Annotated in this window: 24 protein-coding genes and 1 pseudogene; 12 read left to right on the top strand and 13 right to left on the bottom strand. The window is 70.8% G+C overall.

The genetic code is table 11. The features are described 5' to 3' along the window. The first annotated feature begins 25 nt into the window (after positions 1-25). Genes iolB through mmsA form a run of 3 tightly spaced genes read left to right on the top strand, consistent with a single transcriptional unit; the run spans position 26 to position 4,256 of the window. Complete coding sequence (iolB, locus tag STRAU_RS10625) at positions 26-829, top strand: 5-deoxy-glucuronate isomerase (RefSeq protein ID WP_016640287.1); 804 nt, start codon at positions 26-28, stop codon at positions 827-829. Continuing rightward, entirely contained in the window at positions 826-2,733 is a 1,908-nt protein-coding gene (gene iolD / locus STRAU_RS10620; RefSeq protein ID WP_016640286.1) for a 3D-(3,5/4)-trihydroxycyclohexane-1,2-dione acylhydrolase (decyclizing), read from the top strand. The genes iolB and iolD overlap by 4 nt, the downstream gene beginning before the upstream one ends. Positions 2,734-2,753: 20 nt before the next feature. Then, a complete protein-coding gene (gene mmsA, locus STRAU_RS10615) occupies positions 2,754-4,256 on the top strand; it encodes a CoA-acylating methylmalonate-semialdehyde dehydrogenase (protein ID WP_037658590.1) in 1,503 nt (500 codons plus the stop codon). Between the two features lie 328 nt (positions 4,257-4,584). Here mmsA and STRAU_RS10610 read toward each other — a convergent pair whose 3' ends face one another. The 9 genes from STRAU_RS10610 to hemL form a co-directional block, all read right to left on the bottom strand. Continuing rightward, positions 4,585-4,815, bottom strand: a complete 231-nt coding sequence (locus tag STRAU_RS10610; protein WP_016640284.1) for a hypothetical protein — start codon at positions 4,813-4,815, stop codon at positions 4,585-4,587. Beyond that, positions 4,812-5,447, bottom strand: coding sequence for an RNA polymerase sigma factor (locus tag STRAU_RS10605; RefSeq protein WP_016640283.1), 636 nt, complete (start codon positions 5,445-5,447; stop codon positions 4,812-4,814). The genes STRAU_RS10610 and STRAU_RS10605 overlap by 4 nt, the downstream gene beginning before the upstream one ends. Before the next feature lie 79 nt (positions 5,448-5,526). After that, complete coding sequence (gene ccsB, locus STRAU_RS10600) at positions 5,527-6,684, bottom strand: c-type cytochrome biogenesis protein CcsB (protein ID WP_016640282.1); 1,158 nt, start codon at positions 6,682-6,684, stop codon at positions 5,527-5,529. Then, complete coding sequence (gene resB / locus STRAU_RS10595; protein ID WP_016640281.1) at positions 6,681-8,480, bottom strand: cytochrome c biogenesis protein ResB; 1,800 nt, start codon at positions 8,478-8,480, stop codon at positions 6,681-6,683. The genes ccsB and resB overlap by 4 nt, the downstream gene beginning before the upstream one ends. Before the next feature lie 3 nt (positions 8,481-8,483). Beyond that, positions 8,484-9,248, bottom strand: a complete 765-nt coding sequence (locus STRAU_RS10590) for a cytochrome c biogenesis CcdA family protein (RefSeq protein ID WP_016640280.1) — start codon at positions 9,246-9,248, stop codon at positions 8,484-8,486. A 20-nt stretch (positions 9,249-9,268) separates the two neighbouring features. Then, the gene (locus STRAU_RS10585) at positions 9,269-9,913 is read right to left on the bottom strand and encodes a TlpA family protein disulfide reductase (RefSeq protein WP_016640279.1); all 645 of its coding nucleotides are present in this window, start codon (positions 9,911-9,913) and stop codon (positions 9,269-9,271) included. A 112-nt stretch (positions 9,914-10,025) separates the two neighbouring features. Continuing rightward, positions 10,026-11,360: a polysaccharide deacetylase family protein gene (locus STRAU_RS10580; protein ID WP_016640278.1), complete on the bottom strand. Its 1,335-nt coding sequence runs from the start codon at positions 11,358-11,360 to the stop codon at positions 10,026-10,028. 268 nt (positions 11,361-11,628) lie between these two features. Beyond that, complete coding sequence (locus STRAU_RS10575) at positions 11,629-12,336, bottom strand: histidine phosphatase family protein (RefSeq protein WP_016640277.1); 708 nt, start codon at positions 12,334-12,336, stop codon at positions 11,629-11,631. Beyond that, positions 12,333-13,667: a glutamate-1-semialdehyde 2,1-aminomutase gene (gene hemL, locus STRAU_RS10570; RefSeq protein WP_037658574.1), complete on the bottom strand. Its 1,335-nt coding sequence runs from the start codon at positions 13,665-13,667 to the stop codon at positions 12,333-12,335. The genes STRAU_RS10575 and hemL overlap by 4 nt, the downstream gene beginning before the upstream one ends. 366 nt (positions 13,668-14,033) lie before the next feature. On the opposite strand from hemL, the gene STRAU_RS10565 reads away from it, so the two are divergent. Further along, positions 14,034-14,471: a hypothetical protein gene (locus STRAU_RS10565; RefSeq protein WP_016640275.1), complete on the top strand. Its 438-nt coding sequence runs from the start codon at positions 14,034-14,036 to the stop codon at positions 14,469-14,471. Between the two features lie 31 nt (positions 14,472-14,502). On the opposite strand, the gene STRAU_RS10560 is transcribed toward STRAU_RS10565, so the two are convergent. Together STRAU_RS10560 and STRAU_RS10555 are read right to left on the bottom strand one after the other, a co-directional pair. Further along, positions 14,503-15,978: a peptidoglycan D,D-transpeptidase FtsI family protein gene (locus STRAU_RS10560; RefSeq protein WP_016640273.1), complete on the bottom strand. Its 1,476-nt coding sequence runs from the start codon at positions 15,976-15,978 to the stop codon at positions 14,503-14,505. A 19-nt stretch (positions 15,979-15,997) separates the two neighbouring features. After that, positions 15,998-17,053: a CE1 family esterase gene (locus STRAU_RS10555; protein ID WP_016640272.1), complete on the bottom strand. Its 1,056-nt coding sequence runs from the start codon at positions 17,051-17,053 to the stop codon at positions 15,998-16,000. A gap of 84 nt (positions 17,054-17,137) precedes the next feature. Here STRAU_RS10555 and STRAU_RS43545 point away from each other — a divergent pair. The 3 genes and pseudogenes from STRAU_RS43545 (at position 17,138) to STRAU_RS10540 (ending at position 19,623) form a co-directional block, all read left to right on the top strand. After that, positions 17,138-18,123 (top strand): annotated as a pseudogene (locus STRAU_RS43545) (LysR family transcriptional regulator). Continuing rightward, positions 18,120-19,004, top strand: a complete 885-nt coding sequence (locus STRAU_RS10545) for a serine hydrolase (protein WP_016640270.1) — start codon at positions 18,120-18,122, stop codon at positions 19,002-19,004. Before STRAU_RS43545 ends, STRAU_RS10545 begins: the two are co-directional and overlap by 4 nt. A 64-nt stretch (positions 19,005-19,068) precedes the next feature. Beyond that, positions 19,069-19,623, top strand: coding sequence for a GNAT family N-acetyltransferase (locus tag STRAU_RS10540; RefSeq protein WP_078621126.1), 555 nt, complete (start codon positions 19,069-19,071; stop codon positions 19,621-19,623). Positions 19,624-19,681: 58 nt separating this feature from the next. Here the strand turns inward: STRAU_RS10540 and STRAU_RS10535 are convergent, their stop codons facing one another. Next, positions 19,682-20,149 (bottom strand): hypothetical protein, encoded by a 468-nt coding sequence (locus STRAU_RS10535; protein ID WP_016640267.1) that lies wholly within the window; start codon positions 20,147-20,149, stop codon positions 19,682-19,684. 122 nt (positions 20,150-20,271) lie between these two features. Here STRAU_RS10535 and STRAU_RS10530 point away from each other — a divergent pair, with 122 nt between their 5' ends. From STRAU_RS10530 to STRAU_RS10520, 3 genes are all read left to right on the top strand, one after another. Continuing rightward, complete coding sequence (locus tag STRAU_RS10530; protein ID WP_016640268.1) at positions 20,272-20,607, top strand: YnfA family protein; 336 nt, start codon at positions 20,272-20,274, stop codon at positions 20,605-20,607. A gap of 146 nt (positions 20,608-20,753) precedes the next feature. Further along, positions 20,754-21,533 (top strand): SDR family NAD(P)-dependent oxidoreductase, encoded by a 780-nt coding sequence (locus STRAU_RS10525; protein WP_016640265.1) that lies wholly within the window; start codon positions 20,754-20,756, stop codon positions 21,531-21,533. Next, positions 21,533-21,742 (top strand): hypothetical protein, encoded by a 210-nt coding sequence (locus STRAU_RS10520; RefSeq protein ID WP_037658572.1) that lies wholly within the window; start codon positions 21,533-21,535, stop codon positions 21,740-21,742. The genes STRAU_RS10525 and STRAU_RS10520 overlap by 1 nt, the downstream gene beginning before the upstream one ends. A gap of 62 nt (positions 21,743-21,804) precedes the next feature. Here STRAU_RS10520 and STRAU_RS10515 read toward each other — a convergent pair whose 3' ends face one another. Then, on the bottom strand, positions 21,805-22,998 hold the full coding sequence (locus STRAU_RS10515) for an RtcB family protein (RefSeq protein ID WP_016640264.1): 1,194 nt from the start codon (positions 22,996-22,998) through the stop codon (positions 21,805-21,807). A gap of 224 nt (positions 22,999-23,222) precedes the next feature. On the opposite strand from STRAU_RS10515, the gene STRAU_RS10510 reads away from it, so the two are divergent. Beyond that, positions 23,223-24,236, top strand: coding sequence for a hypothetical protein (locus STRAU_RS10510; protein ID WP_016640263.1), 1,014 nt, complete (start codon positions 23,223-23,225; stop codon positions 24,234-24,236). Positions 24,237-24,368: 132 nt separating this feature from the next. Further along, on the top strand, positions 24,369-25,256 hold the full coding sequence (locus STRAU_RS10505; protein WP_037658570.1) for a hypothetical protein: 888 nt from the start codon (positions 24,369-24,371) through the stop codon (positions 25,254-25,256). Positions 25,257-25,559 lie beyond the last annotated feature (303 nt).

Raw genomic sequence — 25,559 nt, 5'->3', positions numbered from 1 at the left:
CGTACGCAATCAAGAGGAGCCCCGCATGACGTACGTACCAAAAGGAAGTGCGGCCGACGGTACCTACGCCGTCGCCATCGACCCCAAAAGCGCAGCCTGGACGTACGCTGCGCTGCGTGTCGTCGAGATCCCGGCCGGCGGCACGCACTCCTTCGCCACCGGGGAGAGTGAATGGATCGTGCTCCCGCTGACCGGCGGCTGTACGGTGCACGCGGAGGGCGAGATCATCGAACTCCTGGGCCGCGAGAGCGTGTTCAGCGGAGTCAGCGACTTCGCTTACGTTCCCCGTGACGCCCACATCCAGATCGCCTCCGGCGTGGGAGGCCGCTTCGCCCTGGCAGGAGCGAAGTGCGAGCGCCGACTCCCCGCCCGCTACGGCCCCGCGCCGGAGGTCCCCGTCGAGGAACGCGGCAGCGGCGGCTGCGCGCGACAGGTCCGCAACTTCGCCTCGGCGGACGCCTTCGACTGCGACCGTCTCATCGCGGTCGAGGTGATCACGCCGGGCGGCAACTGGTCCTCGTATCCGCCGCACAAGCACGACGAGCACCGCCCCGGCGTCGAGTCCGTCCTCGAAGAGATCTACTACTTCGAGATCGAGGGCGACCACGGCTTCGGCTACCAGCGGGTCTTCCCCTCGCGCGAGGGCGGCACGGACACGCTCGCCGAGGTGCGCTCCGGCGACGCGGTGCTCGTGCCCGACGGCTGGCACGGCCCGTCCGTCGCACAGCCGGGGCACACCATGTACTACCTGAATGTCATGGCGGGACCGGGGGACGAGCGGGAGTGGAAGATCTGTTTCCACCCCGACCACACGGAGGGTTACCGATGAGCGACACGAAGGACGCAGCGCGGGGCCTGCCCGGCACGGTCAGGCTCACGACGGCCCAGGCCCTGGTGCGTTTCCTGGCGCGGCAGTTCACCGAGCGGGACGGCGAGCGGCGCCGCCTCATCGGCGCGACGTGGGGCATCTTCGGGCACGGCAACGTGGCGGGCCTCGGCCAGGCCCTTGTGGAGTACGGCGAGCAGATGCCGTTCCACCAGGGGCGCAACGAACAGGCCATGGTGCACGCGGCCGTCGGGTACGCGCGCCAGTGCGGTCGCCTCTCCACGCACGCCGTGACGACGTCCATCGGGCCCGGCGCCACCAACCTCGTCACGGGCGCCGCACTCGCGACGATCAACCACCTGCCGGTGCTCCTGCTGCCCGGCGACACCTTCGCGACCCGGCCCGCCGACCCGGTGCTCCAGCAGCTCGAAGTGCCGTACGCGGGCGATGTGTCCGTGAACGACTGTCTGCGGCCCGTATCCAAGTACTTCGACCGGATCACCCGCCCCGAGGCCCTCATTCCCGCCGCGCTCCAGGCCATGCGGGTGCTCACCGACCCCGTCGACACGGGCGCGGTGACCCTCGCGCTGCCGCAGGACGTGCAGGCCGAGGCGTACGACTGGCCGGAGGAGTTCTTCGTCGAGCGGGTCTGGAAGGTGCGCCGCCAGGCCCCCGACCCCGACGAACTCGCCGCCGCCGTAAGCCTGGTGCGCGAGAGCGACCGGCCGCTGATCGTCGCGGGCGGCGGCGTCCACCACAGCGGCGCCGAGCAGGCCCTGTCCGAACTCGCCCACGCCACCCGGATCCCCGTGGCCTCCACCCAGGCCGGCAAGGGCTCGCTGCGCCACGACCACCCCGCCGACGTCGGCGGCATCGGCCACACCGGCACCGCGACCGCCGACGAACTGGCCCGCACTGCCGACCTGGTGATCGGCGTCGGCACCCGCTACACCGACTTCACCACGGCCTCCAACACCCTCTTCGGCGCGCCCGGCGTGCGCTTCCTGAACCTCAACGTCGCCGCGTTCGACGCGCACAAGATGGCGGGCACCACGGTCGTCGCCGACGCGCGCGCCGCGCTCGAAGGGCTGCGCGACATGCTGTCCGGCCACCGCGTCGACACCGCGTACGCGAACGAGTACGTCGACGACAAGGCCCGCTGGGAGCACCGCGTCGACGCCGCGTACGAAGCGGACGAACCGGATGTGCGGCCCACCCAGGCACAGGTCCTCGGGCTGCTCGACGAGCTGGTCACCGAGGCCGACGTCGTCATCAACGCGGCCGGATCGCTCCCCGGCGACCTGCACAAGCTGTGGCGGGCCCGCTCGCCCCGGCAGTACCACGTGGAGTACGGCTACTCCTGCATGGGCTACGAGATCCCCGCCGCGATCGGGGTGTCCCTGGCCGCGCCCGAGCGGCCCGTGTGGGCGCTGGTCGGCGACGGGACGTATCTGATGATGCCCACCGAGATCGTCACGGCCGTGCAGGAGAACATCCCGATCAAGGTCGTGATCCTGCAGAACCACGGCTACGCCTCCATCGGGGGCCTGTCGGAGTCCGTGGGCGGCGAGCGGTTCGGCACCGCCTACCGCCACCGGGCGCCGGACGGCACGTACACGGGCGCCCCGCTGCCCGTCGACCTCGCCGCCAACGCGGCATCCCTGGGGCTGCCGGTGCGACGCGCGAAGACGGTCCGCGAGCTGCGGGAAGCCCTGCGCGAAGCGCGCGAAGCGGACGGTCCCACATGTGTCTACGTGGAGACGGAAACGGCAGACACAGTGTCGGGCCCGCCCCCCGCACAGGCGTGGTGGGATGTGCCCGTGGCCGAGACCGCGACGCGTACGTCGGCGGTCAAGGCACGTGAGGAGTACGACCGGCACGTCTCTGCCCGGCGCCGCCATCTGTGAAGGAGAACCTCGGCATGAGCATGACGAAGACCGTCGACCACTGGATCGGTGGCAAGAGCGTCGAGGGCGCGTCCGGTACGTACGGCCCGGTCACCGACCCGGCCACCGGCGCCGTGACGACCCGCGTGGCCTTCGCGTCCGTGGACGAGGTGGACGCGGCCGTGGCCGCCGCCAAGGCGGCGTACGCGACCTGGGGCCAGTCCTCGCTCGCGCAGCGCACCTCGATCCTGTTCAAGTTCCGCGCGCTGCTCGACGCGCACCGTGACGAGATCGCCGAGCTGATCACCGCCGAGCACGGCAAGGTGCACTCCGACGCCCTCGGCGAGGTCGCCCGCGGCCTGGAGATCGTCGACCTGGCCTGCGGCATCAACGTGCAGCTCAAGGGCGAGCTGTCCACGCAGGTCGCGAGCCGCGTGGACGTCTCCTCGATCCGTCAGCCGCTGGGCGTCGTCGCGGGCATCACGCCCTTCAACTTCCCGGCCATGGTGCCGATGTGGATGTTCCCGCTCGCCATCGCGTGCGGCAACACCTTCGTGCTCAAGCCGAGCGAGAAGGACCCGTCGGCGTCCATGAAGATCGCCGAGCTGCTCGCGGAGGCGGGCCTTCCGGACGGCGTCTTCAACGTCGTGCACGGCGACAAGGTGGCCGTGGACCGCCTCCTGGAGCACCCGGACGTGGCGGCCGTCTCGTTCGTCGGCTCCACCCCGATCGCCCGCTACATCCACACCACCGCCTCCGCCAACGGCAAGCGCGTGCAGGCCCTCGGCGGCGCCAAGAACCACATGCTGGTGCTTCCGGACGCCGACCTGGACGCGGCCGCCGACGCCGCCGTCTCGGCCGCGTACGGCTCGGCCGGTGAGCGCTGCATGGCGATCTCCGCCGTCGTCGCCGTGGGCGCGGTCGGCGACGAACTGGTCGCGAAGATCAAGGAGCGCGCCGAGAAGATCAAGATCGGCCCCGGCAACGACCCGGCCTCCGAGATGGGCCCGCTCATCACGGCCGCGCACCGCGACAAGGTCGCTTCGTACGTGACGGGCGCGGCGGAGCAGGGCAGCGAGGTCGTCCTGGACGGCACGGGGCACACCGTCGAGGGGTACGAGGACGGCCACTGGATCGGCCTCTCGCTGCTCGACCGGGTGCCGGTGACGGCGGACGCGTACAAGGACGAGATCTTCGGCCCGGTGCTCTGCGTGCTGCGCGTGGAGACGTACGAGGAGGGTCTCGCCCTCATCAACGGCTCGCCGTTCGGCAACGGCACCGCGATCTTCACCCGGGACGGCGGCGCCGCGCGGCGCTTCCAGCTGGAGGTGGAGGCGGGCATGGTCGGCGTGAACGTGCCGATCCCGGTGCCGGTGGGCTACCACTCCTTCGGCGGCTGGAAGGACTCGCTCTTCGGCGACCACCACATCTATGGCAACGACGGCACGCACTTCTACACCCGCGGCAAGGTCGTCACGACCCGCTGGCCGGACCCGTCGGACGCCCCGGCGGGCGTGGACCTGGGGTTCCCGCGCAACCACTGACAGCCGTGACCCGCTGAACGAAGCCGTCCGCACTGCGGACGGCTTCGTTTATTTTTCGGCGCCCCGACTGCGGTTCCCGCAGTGATCGCGTAAATCGGGCGGGCAAGGCTCGACGCGTATTTGACCTTGCTATCAAAGGTGCAAGGTCGAAGTGGCTTGTGGGTGTCATCTACTAGACGTCAACGTCTGGGATTCGATGGCGAGTTGAAGATCGCCGCAGCTGCGGATTCCGTAGGTAATCGGCCATTGACGTTTTCCTGACGCCGGGGTTTCGATGAGCCGCACCCCTCGCCCGAGCCGATCGGAATCCCCGTATGACCGAAACGCTTCACACGCCGCCGCCCGAGCCCGCCGTCCTGGACGCGGCCACCGCGCCCGCGACGAGCGCGGGCCGCAGCCACGGCCTGCGCCGCCGGGCGGTGGCGGGGGGCTCGGCCCGGTTCTCGCTCTGCGACTGCCGGATCTCGGTCATCAGGTGCTCCTTGAGCAGAAGGTGACGGCCCGGCGGGAGGTCCCGCTCGCTCGGAGACGGGAAGTCGGAGTCGGCTTCGGACTTCATCGGTTTCCCTCCTGGATGGGCCTGACCGCTGTCGTGCGGTCACCTCTCACCTGTCCGCGCCCCAGGGGCGGTTCCAACGCTTTCGCGAGTTTTGTTCGGGCCCGGGAGAGCCGCGAACGCACCGTCCCCACCGGGATCCCCAGCGCGCCCGCCGCGGCCTCATAGCCGAGCCCCGACCACACGCACAGCGCGAGCACCTCCCGCTCGGCCCGGCGCAGCTTCGCCAGCGCCGTGCGCACGAGGGCGAGTTGCTCCTTGTCGTCGATGCGCCCGGCGACCTCCTCGGCGAAGTCGGCGACGGACTCGTCGCGCGGCAGCCTGGCCATGGCGGCCGAGTGGCGGCGGGCGGCGCGGCGCTGGTTGCGGGTCACATTCGTGGCGATGCCGAGCAGCCACGGGCGCAGCGAGCCGCCGTCGACGTCCACCTTCTCTCTCAGCCGCCACGCCTCCAGGAACGTCAGCGACACGATGTCCTCGGCCGCCGACCAGTCGCCCGTCAGGCGGTAGGCATGGTTGTAGACGGAGCGGGCGTAGGCGTCGAAGAGCTCGCCGAAGGCGTCGGGGTCCGAGCCCCGGATCCGTACGCGCGCCTGACGCCGCTGTGCCGCGAGTTCCCCCTGATTCGTCTCCACGCCCCTTGTCTGTCCGTACGAAAGGGGCCGGTTCCTGTGACCCGCGCCACAGAAACCGGCCCCTGTCGGCCGCGCGGAGTCAGACCCCGGCGTACGAGTGCTTGCCGCTCACGAAGATGTTGACGCCGTAGTAGTTGAACAGCCAGCAGCCGAAGGCGATCAGGGCCAGGTAGGCGGCCTTGCGGCCCTTCCAGCCGGCCGTGGCGCGGGCGTGCAGATAGCAGGCGTACGCGACCCAGGTGATGAACGACCAGACCTCCTTGGGGTCCCAGCCCCAGTAGCGGCCCCAGGCGTCGCCCGCCCAGATCGCGCCCGCGATGATCGTGAACGTCCACAGCGGGAAGATCGCCGCGTTCATGCGGTACGTGAACTTGTCCAGCGAGGCGGACGCGGGCAGCCGCTCCATGACGGAGGTCGCGAAGCGGCCGGGCGTGCCGCCCGCCTGAAGCTTGGCCTCGTAGCTGTCCTTGAAGAGGTACGTGATCGTGGAGACCGCGCCGACGTAGAATGCGGCGCCGCAGAAGATCGCCGTGGAGACGTGGATCCACAGCCAGTACGAGTGCAGCGCCGGGACCAGCTGGTCGGACTCGGTGTACAGGACGGTGACCGCGAGGCCGAGGTCGAGCAGGACCGAGGTGATCAGCGGCAGGCCGATCCAGCGCACGTTCTTCTTCAGGGCGAGCAGCGTCAGGAAGACGCCGACGGCCACCGAGGAGAAGGTGATGTTGAACTCGTACATGTTGCCCCACGGCGCGCGCTGCACCGACATGGCACGGGTGACGACACCGCCGGCCTCGATGAGGAAGCCGAGGCCGATGAGGGAGATGGCGATGCGGCCGTAGAGGTCGCCCTGCTCGTCGCCCGCGGCGGCGCCGGGGCCGTCCGGCACGTCACGGCTGCCCGCGGCGGCGCGCGTGACGACCTTCGGCGCCCCGGAATCGGCCGCCTTGGCCGTCTGCTTGGGGCGTTCCAGGGTGGCCGTGCCGCCCTTGGCCCGGACGGTGACGGCGGGACCGGAGGCCGCGGCCGCCTTGGCGGCGGGCTCGGCGGCGTCCCCGGCCTGCGCAGTGAGCGCGGCGGCGGTGCGGGCGACCTTGCTGCGGCTGCCGAACAGCCACTCCGCCATGAGCGCGAAGAAGGCCAGCAGATAGACGGCCATCGCGGAGTAGATCAGCACATTGCTGATGTGCGCGAGGTTCTCATTCGGCTCGGCGGCGAGGGTGGTGGCGAGAGTCACTTCTCAGCCCCTTCGGCAGGAACAACATCGGGGGTGGGGTCGGGGTCTTCGGAATCTACGGCGCCCTGGTCGGCGTCGGCCTTCTCATCGGCGTCCGGCGCGCTCGGCGCGGTCTCGTGCAGGGCGGCGGCAAGCACCCCGAGCTCCTCGGGGACCTTGGCGGACTCGCTGCGGCCGAGGCCCGCCATCTCGACGACGGTGACGCCGTCGGGGCCGGCCGTGGCCCGCACCCACACGCGGCGGCGCTGGATGAACAGCGATCCGGCGAGGCCCGCGATGGCGGCGATGGCGCCGCCGAGCGCCCACTTGCTGCCGGGCTCCTGCGAGATCTGGAAGCTCGCCCACTGCTTGAGCTCCTTCTCGAAGGTGATCGATCCTGCGCCGTTCGGCAGCTTCATGGTCTCGCCGATCTTCAGCCGCTTCTTCAGCAGCTCGCCCTTGGCGTCCTTGAACTTCTTCATCTTCCGCGTGTCCAGCTGGTACACGTTCTGCGGAACACCGGAGTCCACGCCGAGGCTGCCGTGGTACGCCGACAGCGCGAGCCGCGGATTGAAGGGCGCGGGGAACTGGGAGAACATCTGGCCGTTGCCTTCACCGGCGAACGTCGGCACGAAGAAGGCGTTGAAGCCGAGCTGCTCCTTCTTCCCGTCCTTGTTCCGGTAGCCGTCGAGGATCTTGATGGCGCCGGTGGCCGTGCCCATGGAGTCGATGGGCAGCAGCGGCACGGACACCCGCTGGACGACCTTGCCCTTGCCGTCGCGGACGGTGACGGTGGGCGCGTAGCCGTGGCCGATGAGGTAGACCTTCGAGCCGTCGACCTCCAGCGGCTTGTTGACCTCGATGGCCTTCTTCTTTTCGGGCCCGTCCGCGCCTTCGTTGTAGGTGACGTGCGCCTTGTAGGTGCGGGCGGTGCCGGTCTCGGGGCCCGACGTCTCGTACGTCCCCTCGAAGCGGTCCAGCCGGAAGCTGAACGGCGCGAGGTTCTCGGTGTCGAAGAGGCTGCCGGACTTGAAGTCGTCGTACTGCGTGAGGGTGTTGGAGAAGCCGTCGCCCTCCATGATCAGCTTGCCGCCCTCGGACTTGAAGAGCTGTCCGGCGGCGAAGGCGATCAGCATCACGATCAGCGCGACATGGAAGATCAGGTTCCCGGCCTCGCGCAGATAGCCCTTCTCCGCGGCGACGGACCCGCCCACCAGGTGGGAGCGGAAGCGGCGCTGCTTCAGCAGCCGCCGGGCCGTCTCGTGGACCTCGTCGGGCGTGGCCTCGGTGCGCCACGTCGTGTACGCGGGCAGCCGGGTGAGCCGCTTGGGCGCGGCCGGGGGGCGGCCGCGGAGCTGGCCGACGAACTGCCAGGAGCGCGGCACGATGCAGCCGATGAGCGAGACGAACAGCAGGATGTAGATCGCGGAGAACCACACCGAGCTGTAGACGTGGAAGAGGCCGAGCTTGTCGTAGAGCGGCCCGAGCGTGCTGTGGGTGTCCTTGAAGTCCTGGGCCTTCAGCTCGTCGGTGCCCTCCTGGGGGATCAGCGAGCCGGGGATCGCGCCGAGGGAGAGCAGCAGGAGCAGCAGCAGCGCGACCCGCATCGAGGTGAGCTGCCGCCAGAACCAGCGGATCCAGCCGATGACGCCGAGCGCGGGCATGTTCGGCCCGGAGGCGGGGCCCGCGCTGTCGTCGAGGGGGGCGGTGGAGAGCTGCGCGCCCGCCGCGCCGAGTTCGTCCTGGGCGCCGGCGGCGTCCTTGGCGTCGGGCGCCTCGGCCGCGTCGTTCTTCGCGTCGGTCTTGGTCTTGCTCATGGATCAGATCCCCACCGTGAAGCCCCTGGACCAGACTTGCATCTCCTGCACGATGCCGTCCCACACACCGGTCAGCATCAGCAGGCCGGTGACGATCATCATCACGCCGCCGACGCGCATCACCCAGACGTAGTGGCGCTTGACCCAGCTGAAGGCGCCGAGCGCCTTGCGGAAGGCGACCGCGGCGAAGATGAACGGCAGTCCGAGTCCCAGACAGTACGCGACGTTCAGTATGGCCCCGCGTCCGGCGGTGGCCTGGTCGATGGCCAGCGCGTTGACGGACGCGAGCGTCGGCCCCACGCACGGCGCCCAGCCGACCGCGAAGAGCGCGCCGATCAGCGGCGCCCCGACGAGCCCGGTCGCGGGCTTCTTGTGGAAGCGGAACTCGCGCTGCGACAGCCACGGCATCAGGCCCATGAAGAACAGGCCGAGGGCGACCATCAGGACGCCGAGCACCCTGTTGATGACGCTCTGGTAGTCCTGGAGGTTCTGCCCGAAGTAGCCGAAGAGCGCGCCGGTGGAGACGAAGACGGCGGTGAAGCCGAGCACGAAGAGCCCGGCGCCCGCCGCCATCCGGCCGCGCCGGGCCTCGGCGAGGTCGGTGCCGCTGACGCCGGTGACGTAGCTCAGGTAGCCGGGCACGAGCGGCAGCACGCACGGGGAGAAGAACGAGATGAGGCCGCCGAGCAGCGCGATCGGCAGGGCGAGCGCGAGGGTGCCGCTGTAGACCGTCTGGTTCATCTCGCCGGGCTGGGCGGCGAGGGTCATGAGGGAGGCGGACAAGGCGCTCACTTCTCCGCGATCAGGGGCTCGACCATCTTGCGCAGCTTCTCCTCGTTGAGGGGCTGCTGGGAGCGCGCCGCGATCTTGCCGTCCCGGTCGACGACAATGGTCGACGGGATGAACTGCGGGTTCAGCGTGCCCTTGGGGAAGCGCAGCATCAGCTTGCCCATCGGGTCGTACAGGCTCGGGTAGGTGACCTCGTAGTCCTTCTCGAAGGAGATCGCCGGGCCCTTCTCCGGGTCGCGGGCGTTGATGCCGACGAACTGCACGTCGTCCTTGGTGTCGGCCGCGACCTTCACGAAGTTCGGCGCCTCGGCCCGGCAGGGCGGGCACCAGGAGCCCCAGACGTTCAGGACGACGACCTTGCCCTTGTAGTCGTCGATGCTCAGCTGCTTGCCGTCGAGCGTCTCGCCGTCGATGTCCGGCGCGTCGTGCCGGTCACCCTTCTTGGCGGTGGAGATGCCGTCCTTGCTGGTGATGAAGTTGGTCTTCCCCGAGCCGCCGGAGGTGCCACCCGAGCTGCACGCCGACAGGGCCAGCGCGGCGGCCGCGGCGCCCGCCGCCAGCAGCGTCGCGCGACTGCGACGGCTGCGGGCGCTTCGGAGGAGGCTGCGGTTCGGGCTGCGGGGGGCGCGGCAGGCGGCACTCATGTGAAAAGTTTCGCATGCCCGTTTCGGGGATCTTCGACGCCCCCCGCAGTAACGGAAAGTCCCATTTCAGAGGGGATTCCCGGCGGGTTTCGGTCACCGTCCGGACGCGGCGTCAGGCCGCATTGCCCGTGTCCTTCTCGGCGTCCGTGCGGCTGTCGGACGAGGAGCCCGCGAGGTAGTTCTTCCAGCCGCCGGCCGGCTGCTGTCCGACCTCCAGGCCGCGCAGCTTGGCGAGGACCTCGGGCTTCTGCACGTCGAGCCAGTCCACGAACTGCCGGAAGGAGACCAGGCGTACGTCCTTCTTGCCGGCCATGCCCTTGATGGCCTCCTCTACGGCGTCCATGTAGATGCCGCCGTTCCACTCCTCGAAGTGGTTGCCGATGAAGAAGGGCGCGCGGTTGGACCCGTAGGCCCGCTCGAAGCCCTTGAGGTATGCCTGGGTGGCCTGCTTGCGCCAGCCCGGGTAGTTGTGCGCCGGGGCCTTGGTGGAGTTCTTCGACTGGTTGGCCAGGATGTTGTAGTCCATCGAGAGGACCTCGAAGGAGTGGCCGGGGAAGGGCACGGCCTGCAGCGGCAGGTCCCAGACGCCCATCTTCTTGTCGGGCCACTTCTGGCGGCCGCCCGGCGAGGAGGCGTCGTAGCGCCAGCCCAGCTTCTTGGCGGTCGGCAGCAGGTTGTCCTGGCCGAGCAGGCAGGGGGTGCGGCCGCCGATGAGCTCCTTCTCGTAGTCGAAGGGCAGCGGCGGCAGGTCGTCCCAGCCGGTGTTCGTACGCCACTTCGTCACGAAGGACTTGGCCTGGTCTATCTCGGACTGCCACTGCGCGGACGTCCAGTTCGCGACGGAGCCGGTCCCGGCGCAGAAGTGGCCGTTGAAGTGCGTGCCTATCTCATGGCCCTCCAGCCACGCCTGACGCACGTACTTCAGCGTGTCCTTTATGTGACCGTCGGTGAGATAACCGATGTCGGAGGCGCCGACGCCGTTGTTCGGCGGCCGGTAGAGCCGCTTCTTGGATTCGGGGAGCAGATAGAGCCCGGAGAGGAAGAACGTCATCCGCGCGTCGTGTTCCTTCGCGAGCTTCAGGAACCGCGGGAAGAGGCCGTTGCCGACTTCGCCCGCGCCGTCCCAGGAGAACACGACGAACTGCGGCGGCGTCTCGCCCGGCTCAAGGGGGCGCGGCTTCTCGGGCTGGTTCGGCTGCTTGCCGGTGAATGCCGTGGAACCGTCGCCGATGGGCTTCGCCGGGCGGCTGGGCGTGCCCGGCTTTCCGTTTCCGTCCTTCGCCTTGTCCGCGCCCGATCCCGCATCACCGGAACCGGAGCCGCAGGCTGTCAGGCCGAAGGCCGCCGCGGCACCGACTCCAAGGCCGATCGCACCTCGGCGACTCAGGGAGTTCCGGCCGGCTGCGGGCGCTCCACCGCCCATATCCGTGCGGCTGTCGTCGCGCATTCCAACCCCATTCGTCGCGCCTCTGTCCTCCCCGGGCGGAAGGACGACTCCTTAGAGGGTGCGACGACCACGCGGGTTCCGGACAGCCACGCCTATATGGGATCTATTACAGGGAGGAGACATTCCGCGTCATAGGGTGTGCGCGCAATTACCCGCCGCACACAGCAGACGCACAGGAAACGCGCCCCAAAGGGGCGCGGGGAACTGCGCGCCCAGCCACAGCCGGGCCCGCAGATTCCCCACAACCGCACAGCGCAAGCGTCACGCGTCAGGCGCCGAATGCCTTGCTCTTACCCTTAACCGGCTTGGCCCCTGCCAGGAGATGCTTCGGCACAAGATCCCGAGCAGGCTCCGAGTACCCCACAGAAACGATCTTGTCTCCGCGATAGGTGAACGACGTAAGAGAGGCAAGCGTGCACTGCCGCTTCCGCGGGTCGTGCCAGAGCCGCCGCTTCTCCACAAAACTCCGCACGATCCAGATCGGCAGCTGGTGGCTGACACACACGGCTTCATGACCGCGCGCCGCGTCCCGCGCGGCGTCCAGCGCGCCCATCATCCGCACGACCTGCTCGACATACGACTCGCCCCAGGACGGCCGGAACGGGTTGACCAGGTGCTTCCAGTTCTCCGGGTTCTTCAGGGCGCCGTCGCCGACCCCGAAGGTCTTGCCCTCGAAGACGTTCTCCGCCTCGATGAGGCGCGCATCGGTGGCCAGGTCCAGGCCGTGCGCCTTGGCGATGGGGGTGGCGGTCTCCTGGGCCCGGTCGAGGGGGGAGGCCACGACGTGCGTGACGTCCCGCGAGGACAGGTGGTCGGCGACGCGGTCGGCCATCTGCCGCCCCAGGTCGGAGAGGTGGTAGCCGGGGAGCCTGCCGTACAGGATCCCGTCGGGGTTGTGCACCTCGCCGTGGCGCATCAGGTGGACGACGGTGAGCTCGCCGTCGGAACCGTCAGCGGGCGTTCTTGCCGCGGTCATGCGGTGGCCTCCGGGGCGTTCGTGGCTTCGGCGGCGGCGCGGGCGGCGGCCGGCAGGGCGGCGGCGACACGCTCGACCGCGCGCTCGTCGTGGGCGGTGGAAACGAACCAGGACTCGAAGGCCGACGGCGGCAGATACACGCCCTGCGACAGCATCGAGTGGAAGAACGCGGTGAAGCGGAACGACTCCTGCGCCTTCGCGTCCTCGTAATTGCGGACCTCGCGGTCGGCGAAGAACACGGAGAACATATTGGAGGCGTTCTGCAGCCGGTGCGCGACGCCTTCCTTGTTCAGCGCCTCGCGCACGAGCGCGCGCAGCTCGGCGGAGACGGCGTCCACCTTCTCGTACGCCGCGTCGTCGAGCAGTCGCAGCTGCGCGAGACCGGCGGCCGTGGCGACGGGATTCCCGGACAGGGTGCCCGCCTGATAAACCGGGCCCACCGGCGCGAGATGCCCCATCACATCGGCGCGGCCACCGAATGCGGCGGCCGGGAATCCGCCGCCCATGACCTTTCCGAAGGTCATGAGGTCGGGTGTCACCCCGTCAACTCCGAACCATCCGGCTTTACTTGTCCGGAATCCCGTCATCACCTCGTCGGAGATGAACAGCGCGCCGTTCTTCGCGCACGCGGACTTCAGGCCCTCGTTGAATCCGGGCCGCGGCGGCACCACGCCCATGTTTCCGGGCGACGCCTCCGTGATCACACAGGCGATCTCGCCGGGATACGTGTGGAAAGCCTCGTGCACGGCCTCCAGGTCGTTGTACGGAAGGACGATGGTGTCGCCCGCCTGGGCGCCCGTGACACCCGGCGTGTCGGGCAGCCCGAAGGTCGCGACGCCGGACCCGGCCGCGGCGAGGAGGGCGTCCACGTGCCCGTGGTAGCACCCGGCGAACTTGATGACCTTGGCCCGGCCGGTGAACCCGCGGGCCAGCCGGATGGCGGACATCGTCGCCTCCGTGCCGCTGGACACGAGCCGGACCTGCTCGACCGGGGCGACCCGGGCGACGATCTCCTCGGCGAGGGCCACCTCGCCCTCGCCCGGCGTACCGAACGACGTGCCGCGCGCGACGGCCTCCTGGACTGCGGCGATGACCTCGGGGTGGGAGTGCCCGAGGATCATCGGTCCCCAGGAACACACGAGGTCTACGTACTCACGGCCGTCGGCGTCCGTCAGGTACGGACCGGTACCGGACACCATGAAGCGGGGCGTACCACCCACCGCGCGGAAGGCGCGCACGGGCGAGTTCACACCGCCGGGCGTCACGGCCGCCGCACGGTCGAAAAGAGTCTGCGAAACTGGGGCGCTATACGGGAAGCTCACATGAACCATGGTGTCAGAGGGTCCGGACATCGTGTCCGGGCCTCCTGTGTGGCGGCTTTCCGCGCTGCCGCCCCCGGCAGGGGCCGATGTGCGGAAATCCTGTGGACTGGTGTTTCACCCCACGTTTCGGCGGGTGACCGTGGGGGAGGTCACTGACACGATGATCGGGTTGCGCGGCAGGGTCCGGGCGCCCTAGAAAAGCAGTCGGGTGGAGATATGCAGCGCGGTGGCGGACTGGGCGAGGGGACCGACGGCCTGGGTCCCCGGCGTGCCCGGCGGGGAAAGCACCGGCGAGAGGCAGAGGCGGCCTTGGCCCCCGAGCAGCGGACGCCGGACAGGGTGAAGCGTGACCGTGCGGGAAACAGGAGCGGCGGGGTGGGGGTGACCTACAAATACTTCGGCGCCCCGGACGGCGCGACGGCGGCCCGCGTCCCGATCTCGATGCGCCCCGAGGAGCTCGGCGGCGACGAGCTGGGCATGGGCGGCATGTTCACCAAGATCAAGCCGGAGACGATGGCCGCGATGGTCCTCACCGGCATCGAGGGCATACCCCTGCACAAGGTCCCCCCGCTGGAACTGGTCGTCCTCCACCCCGACTACGCGGTCGTCAAGCTCCCCATGACGGTCGTCGACCCGCTGCGCGGCATCGGCGAGGAGTCGGTCGGCGCGGCGGCGTTCATCTGGTCCACGGTCCCCGACCGCGGCGGCCCGCGGGACGCCTTCAACGTCTACCAACTCCTGCACGAGTGGCAGGACTTCAGCCACCGCCTGCACGACGCGGGACACCAGGCGTACTGCCTGGTGTGGCCCTAGCACCACACCAGGCAGGGCCTGAATCAGGGATTCAGGACTTCTTCAGGACCGCCTCCATCACCGCCTTGGCGATCGGCGCGCCCAGCTTGCCGCCCGCGATCTCCGAGCGCGAGATGTCCATGTCCTCGGGGTCGACGAGCACGGCCACCGCCACGGGTGACGATCCGTCACTCTGCTTGGCGTAGGACACGAACCACGCGTACGGCCGCTCGTCGCGCACGTCCGCGCCGTGCTGCGCGGTGCCCGGCTTGCCGCCGACCGTGACGCCGTCGATCGCCACCTTGTCGCCGGTGCCGTCGGTCACCGTGTGCTCCATCATCTGCTGCACCGTGCGCGCCGTGTCCGGCGAGACCGCCTGCTCCAGCTCCTCCGGCTCGTTCTTCTGAACCGTCGACAGATCCGCGCCGCGCAACTCCTCGACCAGGTACGGCTTCATCACCTTGCCGTCGTTGGCGAGCCCGGCGGTGACCATGGCCATCTGCAGCGGCGTGGTGGTCACGCTGCCCTGGCCCATGCCGGTCAGCGCGGTCTGCGGCTTGTCCAGCTTCTCCGGGTAGCCGCTCGCGGCGGTCCGTACGGGCATGAACTGCTCCTTGTTGAAGCCGAACCGCTCCGCCGTCTCCCGCATCCTGTCCTTGCCGGTCTTCAGCGCGGCGTCCAGGAAGACGTTGTTGCACGACCACTGCATCGCGGTCTTCATCGACGCCTTGTCGCACTGCGCGTCCGGCACGACGCTGCCGATCTCCGTCGAGCTCTGCGGCAGCCGGTAGGGCGAGCGGGCGCCGGACGCGGCGTCGACGTCGGTGACCGTGCCGTGTTCCAGGGCGGCCGCCGCGGTGAGGATCTTGAAGGTCGAACCCGGCGGGTACGCCTCGCGGAACGCCCGGTTGTTCAGCGGCTTGTCCTTCCGCGCGTTCAGTTCCTTGAACGCCTTCCCGTCCTTGCCGGAGATGCCGGCGAACACCGACGGGTCGTACGAAGGCGTGCTCGCCATCGCCAGGATCTTGCCGGAGCGCGGGTCGAGGGCGACCACCGCGCCCTTCGCGTCCAGGTCGGTGAGGCCCTTGTAGGCCGCCCGCTGCGCCTTCGGGTCGATGGTGGTGACCACGTCGCCGCCCTTGGGCCGCTCGCCGGTCAGCGCGTCCACCGGCGAGCCGAGGAGCCGGCTGTCCTTGCCGCTGAGCAGGTCGTCGTGCACGCCCTCCAGGAACGTCTGTCCCTGCGCCTGCGAGAAGAAGCCGGTGACCGGCGCGTACATGGGCCCGTTCCGGTAGGTCCGCTTGTACTTGAAGTCCGAGCCCGGGGTCGCCACCGAGCCGGTGATCGCCTTGCCGCCGACGATGATGTCGCCGCGCGGCTGGCCGAAGGTCGCTATCTTCACGCGCCGGTTCTGGTCGTGCTCGGCGAGGGTGTCGCTCCGTACGAACTGCACCCAGGTGGCGCGCACGAGGAGGGCGAGCACGAGCAGGCCGCAGAAGACGGCGGCGCGGCGGACTGTCTTGTTCATCGGTCGGTACGCTCCGGGTTCATCGGTCGGTACGCTCCGGGGCTCTGGCTGCGTCGGCTGCGGGCCGGGGTGCCTGGTCCTTGAGGAAGGTGAGCACCGTGCCCGTGGTGTCCAGGGCCTTGCTGGCGGGGCCGAAGCCCTTGGGCGGGGTGACGCGCGTGCCGGGCCAGGTGTGGCCCGCGTCGCGCACGACGAGAAGTTCGACGGGGACGGTTCCGGGGCCGGGGCGCCAGAGCGTGCGGTCGTAGCCCTTGCGGGGCTGCTCGGCCGGGGCCTTCGTACGGCCCGCGGTGGCGAAAGCCCGGGCGCTGGCGCGGGCCGACCTGGTCGCCATGATCGGTTCCTGGCCCTTGGGGGCCGGGCCCGGGCGTTCCAGGCCCGTGACGGGGCGTACGGGATCCTTGCCGCCGTAGACGATCATCACCGGCACCGGCCCCGACGGCCGCACCGTCGCCCGCCCGGTGGGCAGTTGACCCGCGACCGACACCGCGCCCGCCACCAGCTTCGGCCGCTCGGCCGCCACCCGCAGCGCCATCGACCCGCCGTTGGAGAACCCCACCACGTACACCCGCCGGGGATCGGCCCGCCGCGTCCGGACCAGCTTGTCGACCAGCGCCTCGGTGAACCGCACGTCGGCCTCGGGGTCGGGCCGCTGCCGCGTCGGCGCGGCGCCCGCGCCCCACGCCTTGCGCAGGGCCTCCGGGTAGGCGACGAGCATGCCGCGCGCCTTGGCCGCCCTGTTCAGGCCGGTCAGCTCGCGCATCTCCGCCGGGTCGGCGCCGCGCCCGTGGAAGGCGACGACGAGCGGGCGGGGGCCCGCGCCGGGGGCGGTGGGCTCGTGCAGCAGGTAGGCGCGGTCGGTGCCGTCCACGCGCAGGCGCTCACGGGTGTCGGCGGCGGACGCGGCCCCATCGGACGCGGACTTCGCGGCCCCATCGGACGCGGACTTCGAGGAGGCCGAGGAGCCGGGCTCGGGCGCGGTCGTGCAGCCCGTGGCCAGGGCGAGGCCCACCACCAGGACACCGGGCCAGCCGCGCCGGGCACTTCGACGGCGTACCGAAGAGAGCAAGGTCATGCCCCGAGAGAACCTCGTCCCGGGCGCTATGTCCAAGTTCGATATCACTTACGTATCCATTAATCCGCGATATCGTCGCTGCTTGTGGACCTGATGCGGCACCTGGAGTGCTTTGTGGCTGTTGCAGAAGAGTCACATTTCGGCCGGGCCGCGGAGCGCCTCGGCATGGCCCAGCCACCCCTGTCCCAGCGCATCCAGCGCCTGGAACGCCACCTCGGCGTGCGCCTCTTCGAACGCACCAGCCGCCAGGTGACCATCACCAAGGCCGGGACGCTGCTGCTCGACGACGCCCGCGAGCTGACGACGCCCGCGAGCTGCTCACCCGGTCCGAGGCGCTGCTCGCCACCGCCCGCCGCATCCGGGACGGCGAGAGCGGCCTGCTGCGCGCCGCGCTCCCGCCGGACATCGCGGGCGAGACCGTCGCCGCGCTCCTCGCCGGCTTCCGGCAGCGGCACGCGGGCGTCGAGCTGGAGCTGCGCGAGCTCACCACCGCCCAGCAGCTCGACCAGCTCGCCGCGCACGACCTGGACGTCGGCCTCATCCACCACCCCTGCGACGTCGCCGGACTCGAACTCGGGCCCGTGCTGCGCCGCGAGGTCGGCGTGCTGCTGCCGCGCGGCGCCCCCGCGGCCGACCTCGACGAGGTCCCGCTCACCGCGCTCAACGGCTACGACCTGGTGCTCTTCCACCGCAGCGGCGCGCCCGCCCTGCACGACGACCTCCTGACCACCTGCGCCCGCGACGGCTACACCCCCACCGCCGTCCGGCACGGCCAGGGCGCCAGCTTCGTCCGCGGCCTGCTCCTGTCCTCGCGCGCCGTCGCGTTCAGCCCCAAGGACGCGCACCCCGCGCACGCGGCGGGCGAGGACCCCGACATCGTCTGGCGGCCCCTCGCGGGCGCCCCGCTGGCCTGGCGGCACTCGGTGGCCTGGCCGAAGGGGCGCGGGGACGCCGCCGTGGCGACGTTCGCTCAGGCGGTCACCGACGCCCTGCGCGGCACCGCCGCCGCGACCGCCGACGCACCCCCGCGCCCGCTCCACCTGCGCCCGACCGCGGAGTACTGGCTGTGACCAAAGCCCCGAGCAACACCGTCATCCGTCTCCAGGAGACGTTCGCCGAGGCCGGCGTCACGGGCCGGCTGCACGCTCTCGACATCGACTCCGGCGCGGAGATCTCCGCGGGCGCGGACCAGCCCGTCGTCACCGCGAGCGTCCACAAGCTGTGCGTACTCGTCACGCTGTACGAGCACGCGGCGGCGGGCCGCCTGGACCTCACCGAGCAGGTCGAGTGCCCCGTGGACGGCCGCACTTCGGGCCCCACCGGGCTCGCCGCCATGCTCGACCCGGTCCGCGTCTCCCTGCGCGACGCCGCGTACCTGATGATGGCCGTCAGCGACAACACCGCCGCCGAACTCCTGCTGCGCCGCGTCGGCCTGGACGCCGTGAACGCGACCACCGCCCGTCTCGGCCTCACCCGCACCCGGGCCCTGCACACCTTCAGCGAGATGTTCGCGTCCATGCGCGAGGACGCGGGCCCCGGCGGGGCGCAGGCGCTGACCGACCCGTACGTCATCGCCCGGCTGCGCGCCCTCGACCCGGCCCGCACCAACCACAGCACCCCGCGCGACATGACCCGCCTGCTCGGCGCCCTGTGGCGGGACGAGGCGTGCACCCCCGAACACGGCGCCGCCATGCGCCGCGTCCTCGGCCTCCAGGTCTGGCCGCACCGGCTCGCCGCGGGCTTCCCCTTCGACGACGTCCACGTCGCGGGCAAGACCGGCAGCCTGCCGACGCTGCGCAACGAGGTGGGCGTCGTCGAGTACCCCGACGGCGGCCGCTACGCCGTCGCCGTCTTCACCCGCGCCGCCCGCACGGCGGCCACCCTGCCGCCGGCGGACGCCGTGATCGGGACGGCGGCGCGGATCGCGGTGGAGGCGCTGCGGGCGGGGTGAGCGGGTCCCGGGCCCCGGGTCCCGGTCCCCGGGGATTGTCAGACCCTCCGCCTACCGTGAGGACATGGAGAGAGCAAGGGAACGGGCAGAGACGGCAGGCGCCCGGCTCGTGCCCTGGTCGGAGGGCGACTTCGAGCTGCTCGTGCGGCACAACTCACCGGAGATGACGGCCCACTTGGGCGGCCCCGAGACCCACGAGAAGCTGGTGGACCGGCACCAGCGCTATCTGGGCCTCGACGGCCGCCGGGGCCGGATGTTCCGGATCGTGACGGACCCCGGGGGCGAGACGGCGGGCATCGTCGGCTTCTGGGAGACCACCCACCACGGCGCGGACGTCTGGGAGGCCGGATGGGGGGTCCTGCCGGAGTGCCAGGGCCGCGGCATCGCGGCATCGGCGGTCCGCCTGGTGGTGGCCGAGGCCCGCGCGGCCGGCCTCCACCGCCACCTGCACGCGTGCCCCTCCGTGGCCAACGCCGCCTCCAACGGCGTGTGCCGCAAGGCGGGCTTCACGCTCCTCGGCGCGGAGGACATGGAGTATCCGAAGGGGCACTGGATGCGGTGCAACGACTGGCGCCTCGACCTGACGGCGGACCAGACGCAGTCGGGCGTACAGACGTAGCCGGGCGTACAGACGTAGCCGGCCGAAGTCGGACGCGGCCAGACGCAGCCAGCCGCAGTCAGAAGTAGTACGAGTCCCCGGTGTCGAGCACCAGCACCGCGTGCTCGTTGTTCCGCGGGTTGCGGTCGACCGCGCCGCCGTTCCATACGGTGCCCACGGTCACCGTCACCTCGCGCGGCTCCCCCCGCAGCCGGACCGCGAGGTCGAGCCGCTCCCCCCGGCCCCCCGCCGGCAGCGCCCCCGTGCGGCACAGCACACCGCGCCCGCCGGACCGCACGCAGGAGTCCGGCAGCCGCGTCGCGTCCTCCAGCGGCACCGACCACAGGAGCCGGACCGTCGCGCCCGGCACGTCGTCCGCCCCGTGGTTCTCCGGCGTCAGCGAGATCGCCGCGAGCCCCCGGGTCATGGCCACCTGCCCGTGGTACGCGACGTCCGCCTCCGGCGCCGCCCCTCGCCCGGCCACCGCGCCCCCGCTCCCCCACAGCACCGCGCCCAGCACGACGGCCCCCACACAGAGCACCCGCACGACAACCTCCACGACGACCGCAGGACGACCGCAAACGATCCGGGCAGAACGAAACGCACCTCATCCATGCCACCCTCCGCCCCTCCGGACCCCCCAAACCCCCGCATGCCACCCTGTTGACCATGCTCGTCGCCCGCTCCGCCGCCCTGTTCGTCGTCGCCGCGCTGTTCGAGATCGGCGGCGCCTGGCTGGTCTGGCAGGGGGTGCGGGAGCACCGGGGCTGGGTGTGGATCGGCGCCGGAGTCATCGCCCTGGGGGCCTACGGCTTCGTCGCGACGCTCCAGCCCGACGCCGACTTCGGCCGGATCCTGGCCGCGTACGGGGGCGTCTTCGTGGCGGGGTCGATCGCCTGGGGCGCGGTCGCGGACGGCTACCGCCCCGACCGCTGGGACGTGGCCGGGGCGCTGATCTGCCTGGTGGGCATGGCCGTGATCATGTACGCGCCGCGCGGGGACTGAGGGCCGGAGCGGGGCCGGAGCGGGGCCCGTCCGGGGCGGACGAAGGGCCGGGCGCCGAGGCGTCCGCCCGCCACCCCCGCGAACCTCGCGCCTATGCTGACCGCACCACATAGACGACACCACGCAGCCGCCCCGAGGGAGCCCGCATGTCCGCCGCAGAAACGACGCCCCGCAAGCCCGGTATCGCGATCGTCACCGGCGCCAGTGGCGGCATCGGCGCGGCGACCGCACGCGGCCTCGCGGCGGCCGGCCACCGGGTCGTGCTGACGGCCCGCCGCAAGGACCGCATCGAGGCGCTGGCCGCGGAGCTGACAGCGGCGGGGCACGACGCGACGGCGTACGCGCTCGACGTCACCGACCGCGCCGCGGTCGACGCCTTCGCCACGGCCTTCCGCAAGATCGCAGTCCTCGTCAACAACGCGGGCGGCGCACTCGGCGCCGACCCGGTGGCGACGGGCTCCCCGGAGGACTGGCGCCAGATGTACGAGACGAACGTCATCGGCACCCTGAACGTCACCCAGGCCCTGCTCCCCGCTCTCACGGCGAGCGGCGACGGCACGGTGGTGGTCGTGTCCTCCACCGCGGGCCACGGCACGTACGAGGGCGGCGCGGGCTACGTCGCCGCCAAGCACGCCGAGCACGTCCTCGCCGAGACCCTGCGCCTGGAGATCGTCGGCACCCCGGTCCGCGTGATCGAGGTGGCCCCCGGCATGGTCAAGACGGAGGGCTTCGCGCTGACCCGCTTCGGCGGCGACGAGGAGAAGGCCGCCAAGGTCTACGCGGGCGTGGCCGAGCCGCTGACGGCGGACGATGTCGCGGACACGATCACCTGGGCGGTGACCCGCCCGCCCCACGTGAACATCGACCTCCTCGTGGTCCGCCCCCGGGCCCAGGCATCCAACACCAAGGTCCACCGGGAGCAGTGATGACGTACGCCGCCGACGACCCCGGTTCCCCCGGCGGCTCGCCCGACTCCCCCGACCCCCTGGACCGACTCCGCTTCGAACAGGAGTCCCGCCGCCTGGCCCAGGAGAAGAAGAACGAACGCATGGTGTGGTGGTACCTCGCGTACTTCCTCTTCGGCATCCACATCGTGGCGTTCGTGATGATCTACGCGGTGATGCACGCCAAGTAGGCCCGAAGGACCGGACCGGAGGCCGCCCGGCCCGGCCGGAACCGGACCGGGCGCCGGGCCGGTCAGCCCTTCACGCACACCACCTGCTTGAGCTTCGCCACCACCTGGACCAGATCCGTCTGCTGGTCGATGACCTTGTCGATGGACTTGTAGGCGCCCGGGATCTCGTCCACGACGCCGGAGTCCTTGCGGCACTCCACGCCCCGCGTCTGCTCCTCCAGGTCCTGCGTGGAGAACCGCTTCTTCGCGGCGTTGCGGCTCATCTTGCGGCCCGCTCCGTGCGAGGCGGAGTTGAAGGACGCCTCGTTGCCGAGGCCCTTCACGATGTACGAGCCGGTGCCCATCGAGCCCGGGATGATGCCGTAGTCCCCGGAGCCCGCGCGGATCGCGCCCTTGCGGGTCACCAGCAGGTCCATGCCGTCGTACCGCTCCTCCGCCACGTAGTTGTGGTGGCAGGAGATCTCCTGCTCGAAGCTCGGCGCGGCCTTCTTGAACTCCTTGCGGATCACGTCCTTGAAGAGCGCCATCATGAGCGCGCGGTTGTACTTCGCGTACTCCTGCGCCCAGTACAGATCGTTCCGGTACGCCGCCATCTGCGGGGTGTCCGCGATGAACACCGCCAGGTCGCGGTCCACCAGGCCCTGGTTGTGCGGCAGTTCGCGGGCCACGCCGATGTGGTGGTCGGCCAGCTCCTTGCCGATGTTCCGGGAGCCGGAGTGCAGCATGAGCCAGACCGCACCATCCGAACTAGTGCAAAGTTCAATAAAATGGTTTCCGGATCCGAGCGTTCCCATCTGCTTCACGGCCCGCTCCTCACGGAACTTGACCGCCTCCGCCACCCCCTCGAACCGCCCCCAGAAGTCGTCCCAGCCCCCCGTGGCCACCCCGTGGAAGCGCCCCGGCTCGACGGGGTCATCGTGCATCCCACGCCCCACCGGAATCGCCTGCTCGATCTTCGAGCGCAGCCGCGACAGGTCGTCCGGGAGATCACCGGCCGTCAACGACGTCTTCACCGCCGACATCCCGCACCCGATGTCCACCCCGACCGCCGCCGGGCACACCGCGCCGTGCATGGCGATGACCGAGCCGACGGTCGCGCCCTTGCCGTAGTGGACGTCCGGCATGACGGCCAGGCCCTTGATCCACGGGAGCGTGGCGACGTTCCGCAGCTGCTGCATCGCGGCGCCCTCGAGCGTCTTGGGGTCCGCCCACATCCTGATGGGCACGTTCGCGCCCGGTATCTCGACGTACGACATAGCTTCCTCATTCCCCCGTACAACAACAAAAGACTTGAAGCGCAATTACTGGTGCCAAGGTCGACGTATGGGATAACGGACCGGCATCCACAGCGGCGCGTGCGATACACATTGTGTCCACCGGCCGTCCGCCGGCGGCAACCGAATAACCAGGCCGGACGGCCCGGCGAACCGGCCCCCGGGCCGGCGGGCCGGAACCGTCCACGTGGAGAGGAGCCAGCACGGTGCAGCGGAGGGTCTACGTACCGGGCGTCGCCGCGCTCCTCGTGGCGCTGCTCGCCGGCTGCACCGGCAGCTCGGGGACCGAGAACGGCGACGACGGCAAGTCCGGCGAATCCGGAAGCTCCACGGCGGCCGCCGAGCCCGGCAGGTACCGCACCCTGCCCGAGCCCTGCGGCGCGGTCGACCAGTCGACGCTCGACTCGATGCTGCCCGGCATCGAGGGCATCGAGAACGCCGAGCAGCGCGAGAAGGCGTACGAGGGCACCGCGACGGCCACGTACGACACCGACCGGCGTGTGGGCTGCCGCTGGAAGGTCGAGGCGCCGGACGCCACGCACCATCTCCTCGTCGACTTCGAGCGCGTGGTGTCGTACGACGGGACGGTCAGCGACGAGGACCGGTCACAGGGGATCTATCGGACGAAGCTCCGCGACGCGGGCATTCCGGAGCCGTCCTCGTCGGACGAGTCCGATGAGACCGATGGGACGGATGGGCCGGACGAGTCGGGTGAGCCGGAGGAGTCCGGGGGGTCGGAGACGCCCGGCGATTCGAAGAGTCCCGGCAGCTCCGGCAACTCGGGCAGCTCCGACGACGCCGACGGCAGCGACGACGCGAGCGGCGCCGACAGCTCCCGCTCCCGCCAGGCCCAGCGCGCCTCCGCCGTCAGCGCCAAGAAGGGCGACGGCGCCGCCGCGGCCGAGGGCGACGAGGAGCCCGGCAGCGGCAGCCCGGAGGACGACGGCACGGCCACGCCGGGCGAGGCGACGCCCCCCGGCTACGAACCGCGCACCCTGGACGACCTGGGCGACCAGGCATTCCTCGACGACGTGCTCACCACCGCCGCGTCGGCCACCCGCCAGCGCACCGTGACTGTGGTGTTCCGCACGTCGAACGTGATCGTGACGGTCCAGTACGACGAGCAGCCGGCCCGCCGCACGGAGGTCCCCGACTCCAAGGAAATGCAGGACAACGCGCGCGAACTGGCCGAGAGCCTCGCCGACAGGTTCGACGACTGACCCCCGCCGGGAGCGCGTAGCGGCTGCCCGGAAGCCGGGTCACCCGCGTCGCGCACCGCGTACCGTGACCCAACGGACCCATCGAACGGCACGGACGCCAACGAGCGAACAAGCGACACGAGTGAAGGAACCATGCACCGACCCGCACAGCGACAGCGACAGCGACTCACCCGCGTTCTTGTGGGCGCGGCCGCCGTACCGGTGATCCTCTTCGCCTCCGCCTGCAGCAGCGACGACGGTGGTTCGGACGGGGACAAGAAGGACTCCGGCGCCAAGCCCTCCGCGTCCGCGTCCGGCGGCGCCGGCGGCTCCGGCGACCAGGCCGCGACCGTGGAGAAGGCCGCGTTCGCCAAGCTCCCCGAGCCCTGCGACACGCTCTCCAAGAAGACGCTGGGCGACCTGGTCCCGGCCGCCAAGAACAAGTCCGGCAAGGCGGGCACATCGGACGATGTGTCCACGCGCGGCAACTGCACCTGGGACAGCCTCGACAACAACGGCGTCGACGGTTCGCAGTTCCGCTGGCTGCGCGTGTCGCTGAACCGCTTCGAGTCCGACCAGTCGCTCGGCAGCGGCGCCAAGCGGGCCCAGACCAACTTCACCAAGCAGGTCACCGACGCCCAGGCGGCCAAGGGCGCCAAGGACGTCAAGACCACGCCGGTGCAGGGCGTGGGCGACCAGGCGACGCTGGTCAGCTATGACGTGAAGAAGGACAAGGACACCTTCAAACAGCAGACGCTCGTGACTCGCGTGGAGAACGCCGTCGTCACGGTCGACTACAACGGCGCGGGCCTCGCGGGCGACAAGTCGCCGGACGCGGGCGACCTGGCCAAGGACACGCAGAAGGCCGGCAAGGAGGCCGTCGCGGCGGTCGTCGGGGCGAACAAGGCGGGCGGCTCGGGCACTTCGGGCAAGCCGTCCGGCGGCTCCGACAAGACCGACAAGCCGAAGGGCGACTCGGACAAGGCCGAGGACGGCTCCGGCGCCAAGCCGAAGACCGACGCCAAGCCCAAGAGCGAGTAGCCCGCCGCGACGCGCAGGCCAGTCGAACTCGCCGCGCACGCACGGGAGTTACCCGCACCCACGAGAGTGACAGGAGCCCGGCCGCCCGGACGGCCGGGCTCCTGCCGTGACATCCCGAGCAACGAACCCGCGCCTCGCCCCGCCGCGACGCCCTTGTGGATGCAGTACCGGCCCCCACGCCCCCGTACACGTGTGCCAGGCTATCGCTCGCAACACACCGAGCAGGGAGGGGTTCGCGGGTGGCCGCGATGCAACTGACACGCACACACCGGATACTTGTCGGGGTGGTCGTCTTCGGTGCGC

This window comes from Streptomyces aurantiacus JA 4570, assembly GCF_000414115.1.
Taxonomy (GTDB): Bacteria; Actinomycetota; Actinomycetes; order Streptomycetales; family Streptomycetaceae; genus Streptomyces; species Streptomyces aurantiacus_A.
The sequence above is the reverse complement of the archived record's forward strand: the minus strand, read 5'-3'. Positions and strand labels throughout refer to the sequence as shown.

Excerpts from the sequence above, each read along its gene's own strand:
- iolB (WP_016640287.1), top strand. The coding sequence starts at position 26 with ATGACGTACGTACCAAAAGGAAGTGCGGCCGACGGTACCTACGCCGTC.
- iolD (WP_016640286.1), top strand. The coding sequence starts at position 826 with ATGAGCGACACGAAGGACGCAGCGCGGGGCCTGCCCGGCACGGTCAGG.
- mmsA (WP_037658590.1), top strand. The coding sequence starts at position 2,754 with ATGACGAAGACCGTCGACCACTGGATCGGTGGCAAGAGCGTCGAGGGC.
- STRAU_RS10610 (WP_016640284.1), bottom strand. The coding sequence starts at position 4,815 with ATGAAGTCCGAAGCCGACTCCGACTTCCCGTCTCCGAGCGAGCGGGAC.
- resB (WP_016640281.1), bottom strand. The coding sequence starts at position 8,480 with ATGAGCAAGACCAAGACCGACGCGAAGAACGACGCGGCCGAGGCGCCC.
- STRAU_RS10590 (WP_016640280.1), bottom strand. The coding sequence starts at position 9,248 with ATGACCCTCGCCGCCCAGCCCGGCGAGATGAACCAGACGGTCTACAGC.
- STRAU_RS10585 (WP_016640279.1), bottom strand. The coding sequence starts at position 9,913 with ATGAGTGCCGCCTGCCGCGCCCCCCGCAGCCCGAACCGCAGCCTCCTC.
- STRAU_RS10580 (WP_016640278.1), bottom strand. The coding sequence starts at position 11,360 with ATGCGCGACGACAGCCGCACGGATATGGGCGGTGGAGCGCCCGCAGCC.
- STRAU_RS10575 (WP_016640277.1), bottom strand. The coding sequence starts at position 12,336 with ATGACCGCGGCAAGAACGCCCGCTGACGGTTCCGACGGCGAGCTCACC.
- hemL (WP_037658574.1), bottom strand. The coding sequence starts at position 13,667 with ATGGTTCATGTGAGCTTCCCGTATAGCGCCCCAGTTTCGCAGACTCTT.
- STRAU_RS10560 (WP_016640273.1), bottom strand. The coding sequence starts at position 15,978 with ATGAACAAGACAGTCCGCCGCGCCGCCGTCTTCTGCGGCCTGCTCGTG.
- STRAU_RS10555 (WP_016640272.1), bottom strand. The coding sequence starts at position 17,053 with ATGACCTTGCTCTCTTCGGTACGCCGTCGAAGTGCCCGGCGCGGCTGG.
- STRAU_RS10540 (WP_078621126.1), top strand. The coding sequence starts at position 19,069 with ATGGAGAGAGCAAGGGAACGGGCAGAGACGGCAGGCGCCCGGCTCGTG.
- STRAU_RS10530 (WP_016640268.1), top strand. The coding sequence starts at position 20,272 with ATGCTCGTCGCCCGCTCCGCCGCCCTGTTCGTCGTCGCCGCGCTGTTC.
- STRAU_RS10525 (WP_016640265.1), top strand. The coding sequence starts at position 20,754 with ATGTCCGCCGCAGAAACGACGCCCCGCAAGCCCGGTATCGCGATCGTC.
- STRAU_RS10520 (WP_037658572.1), top strand. The coding sequence starts at position 21,533 with ATGACGTACGCCGCCGACGACCCCGGTTCCCCCGGCGGCTCGCCCGAC.
- STRAU_RS10515 (WP_016640264.1), bottom strand. The coding sequence starts at position 22,998 with ATGTCGTACGTCGAGATACCGGGCGCGAACGTGCCCATCAGGATGTGG.
- STRAU_RS10505 (WP_037658570.1), top strand. The coding sequence starts at position 24,369 with ATGCACCGACCCGCACAGCGACAGCGACAGCGACTCACCCGCGTTCTT.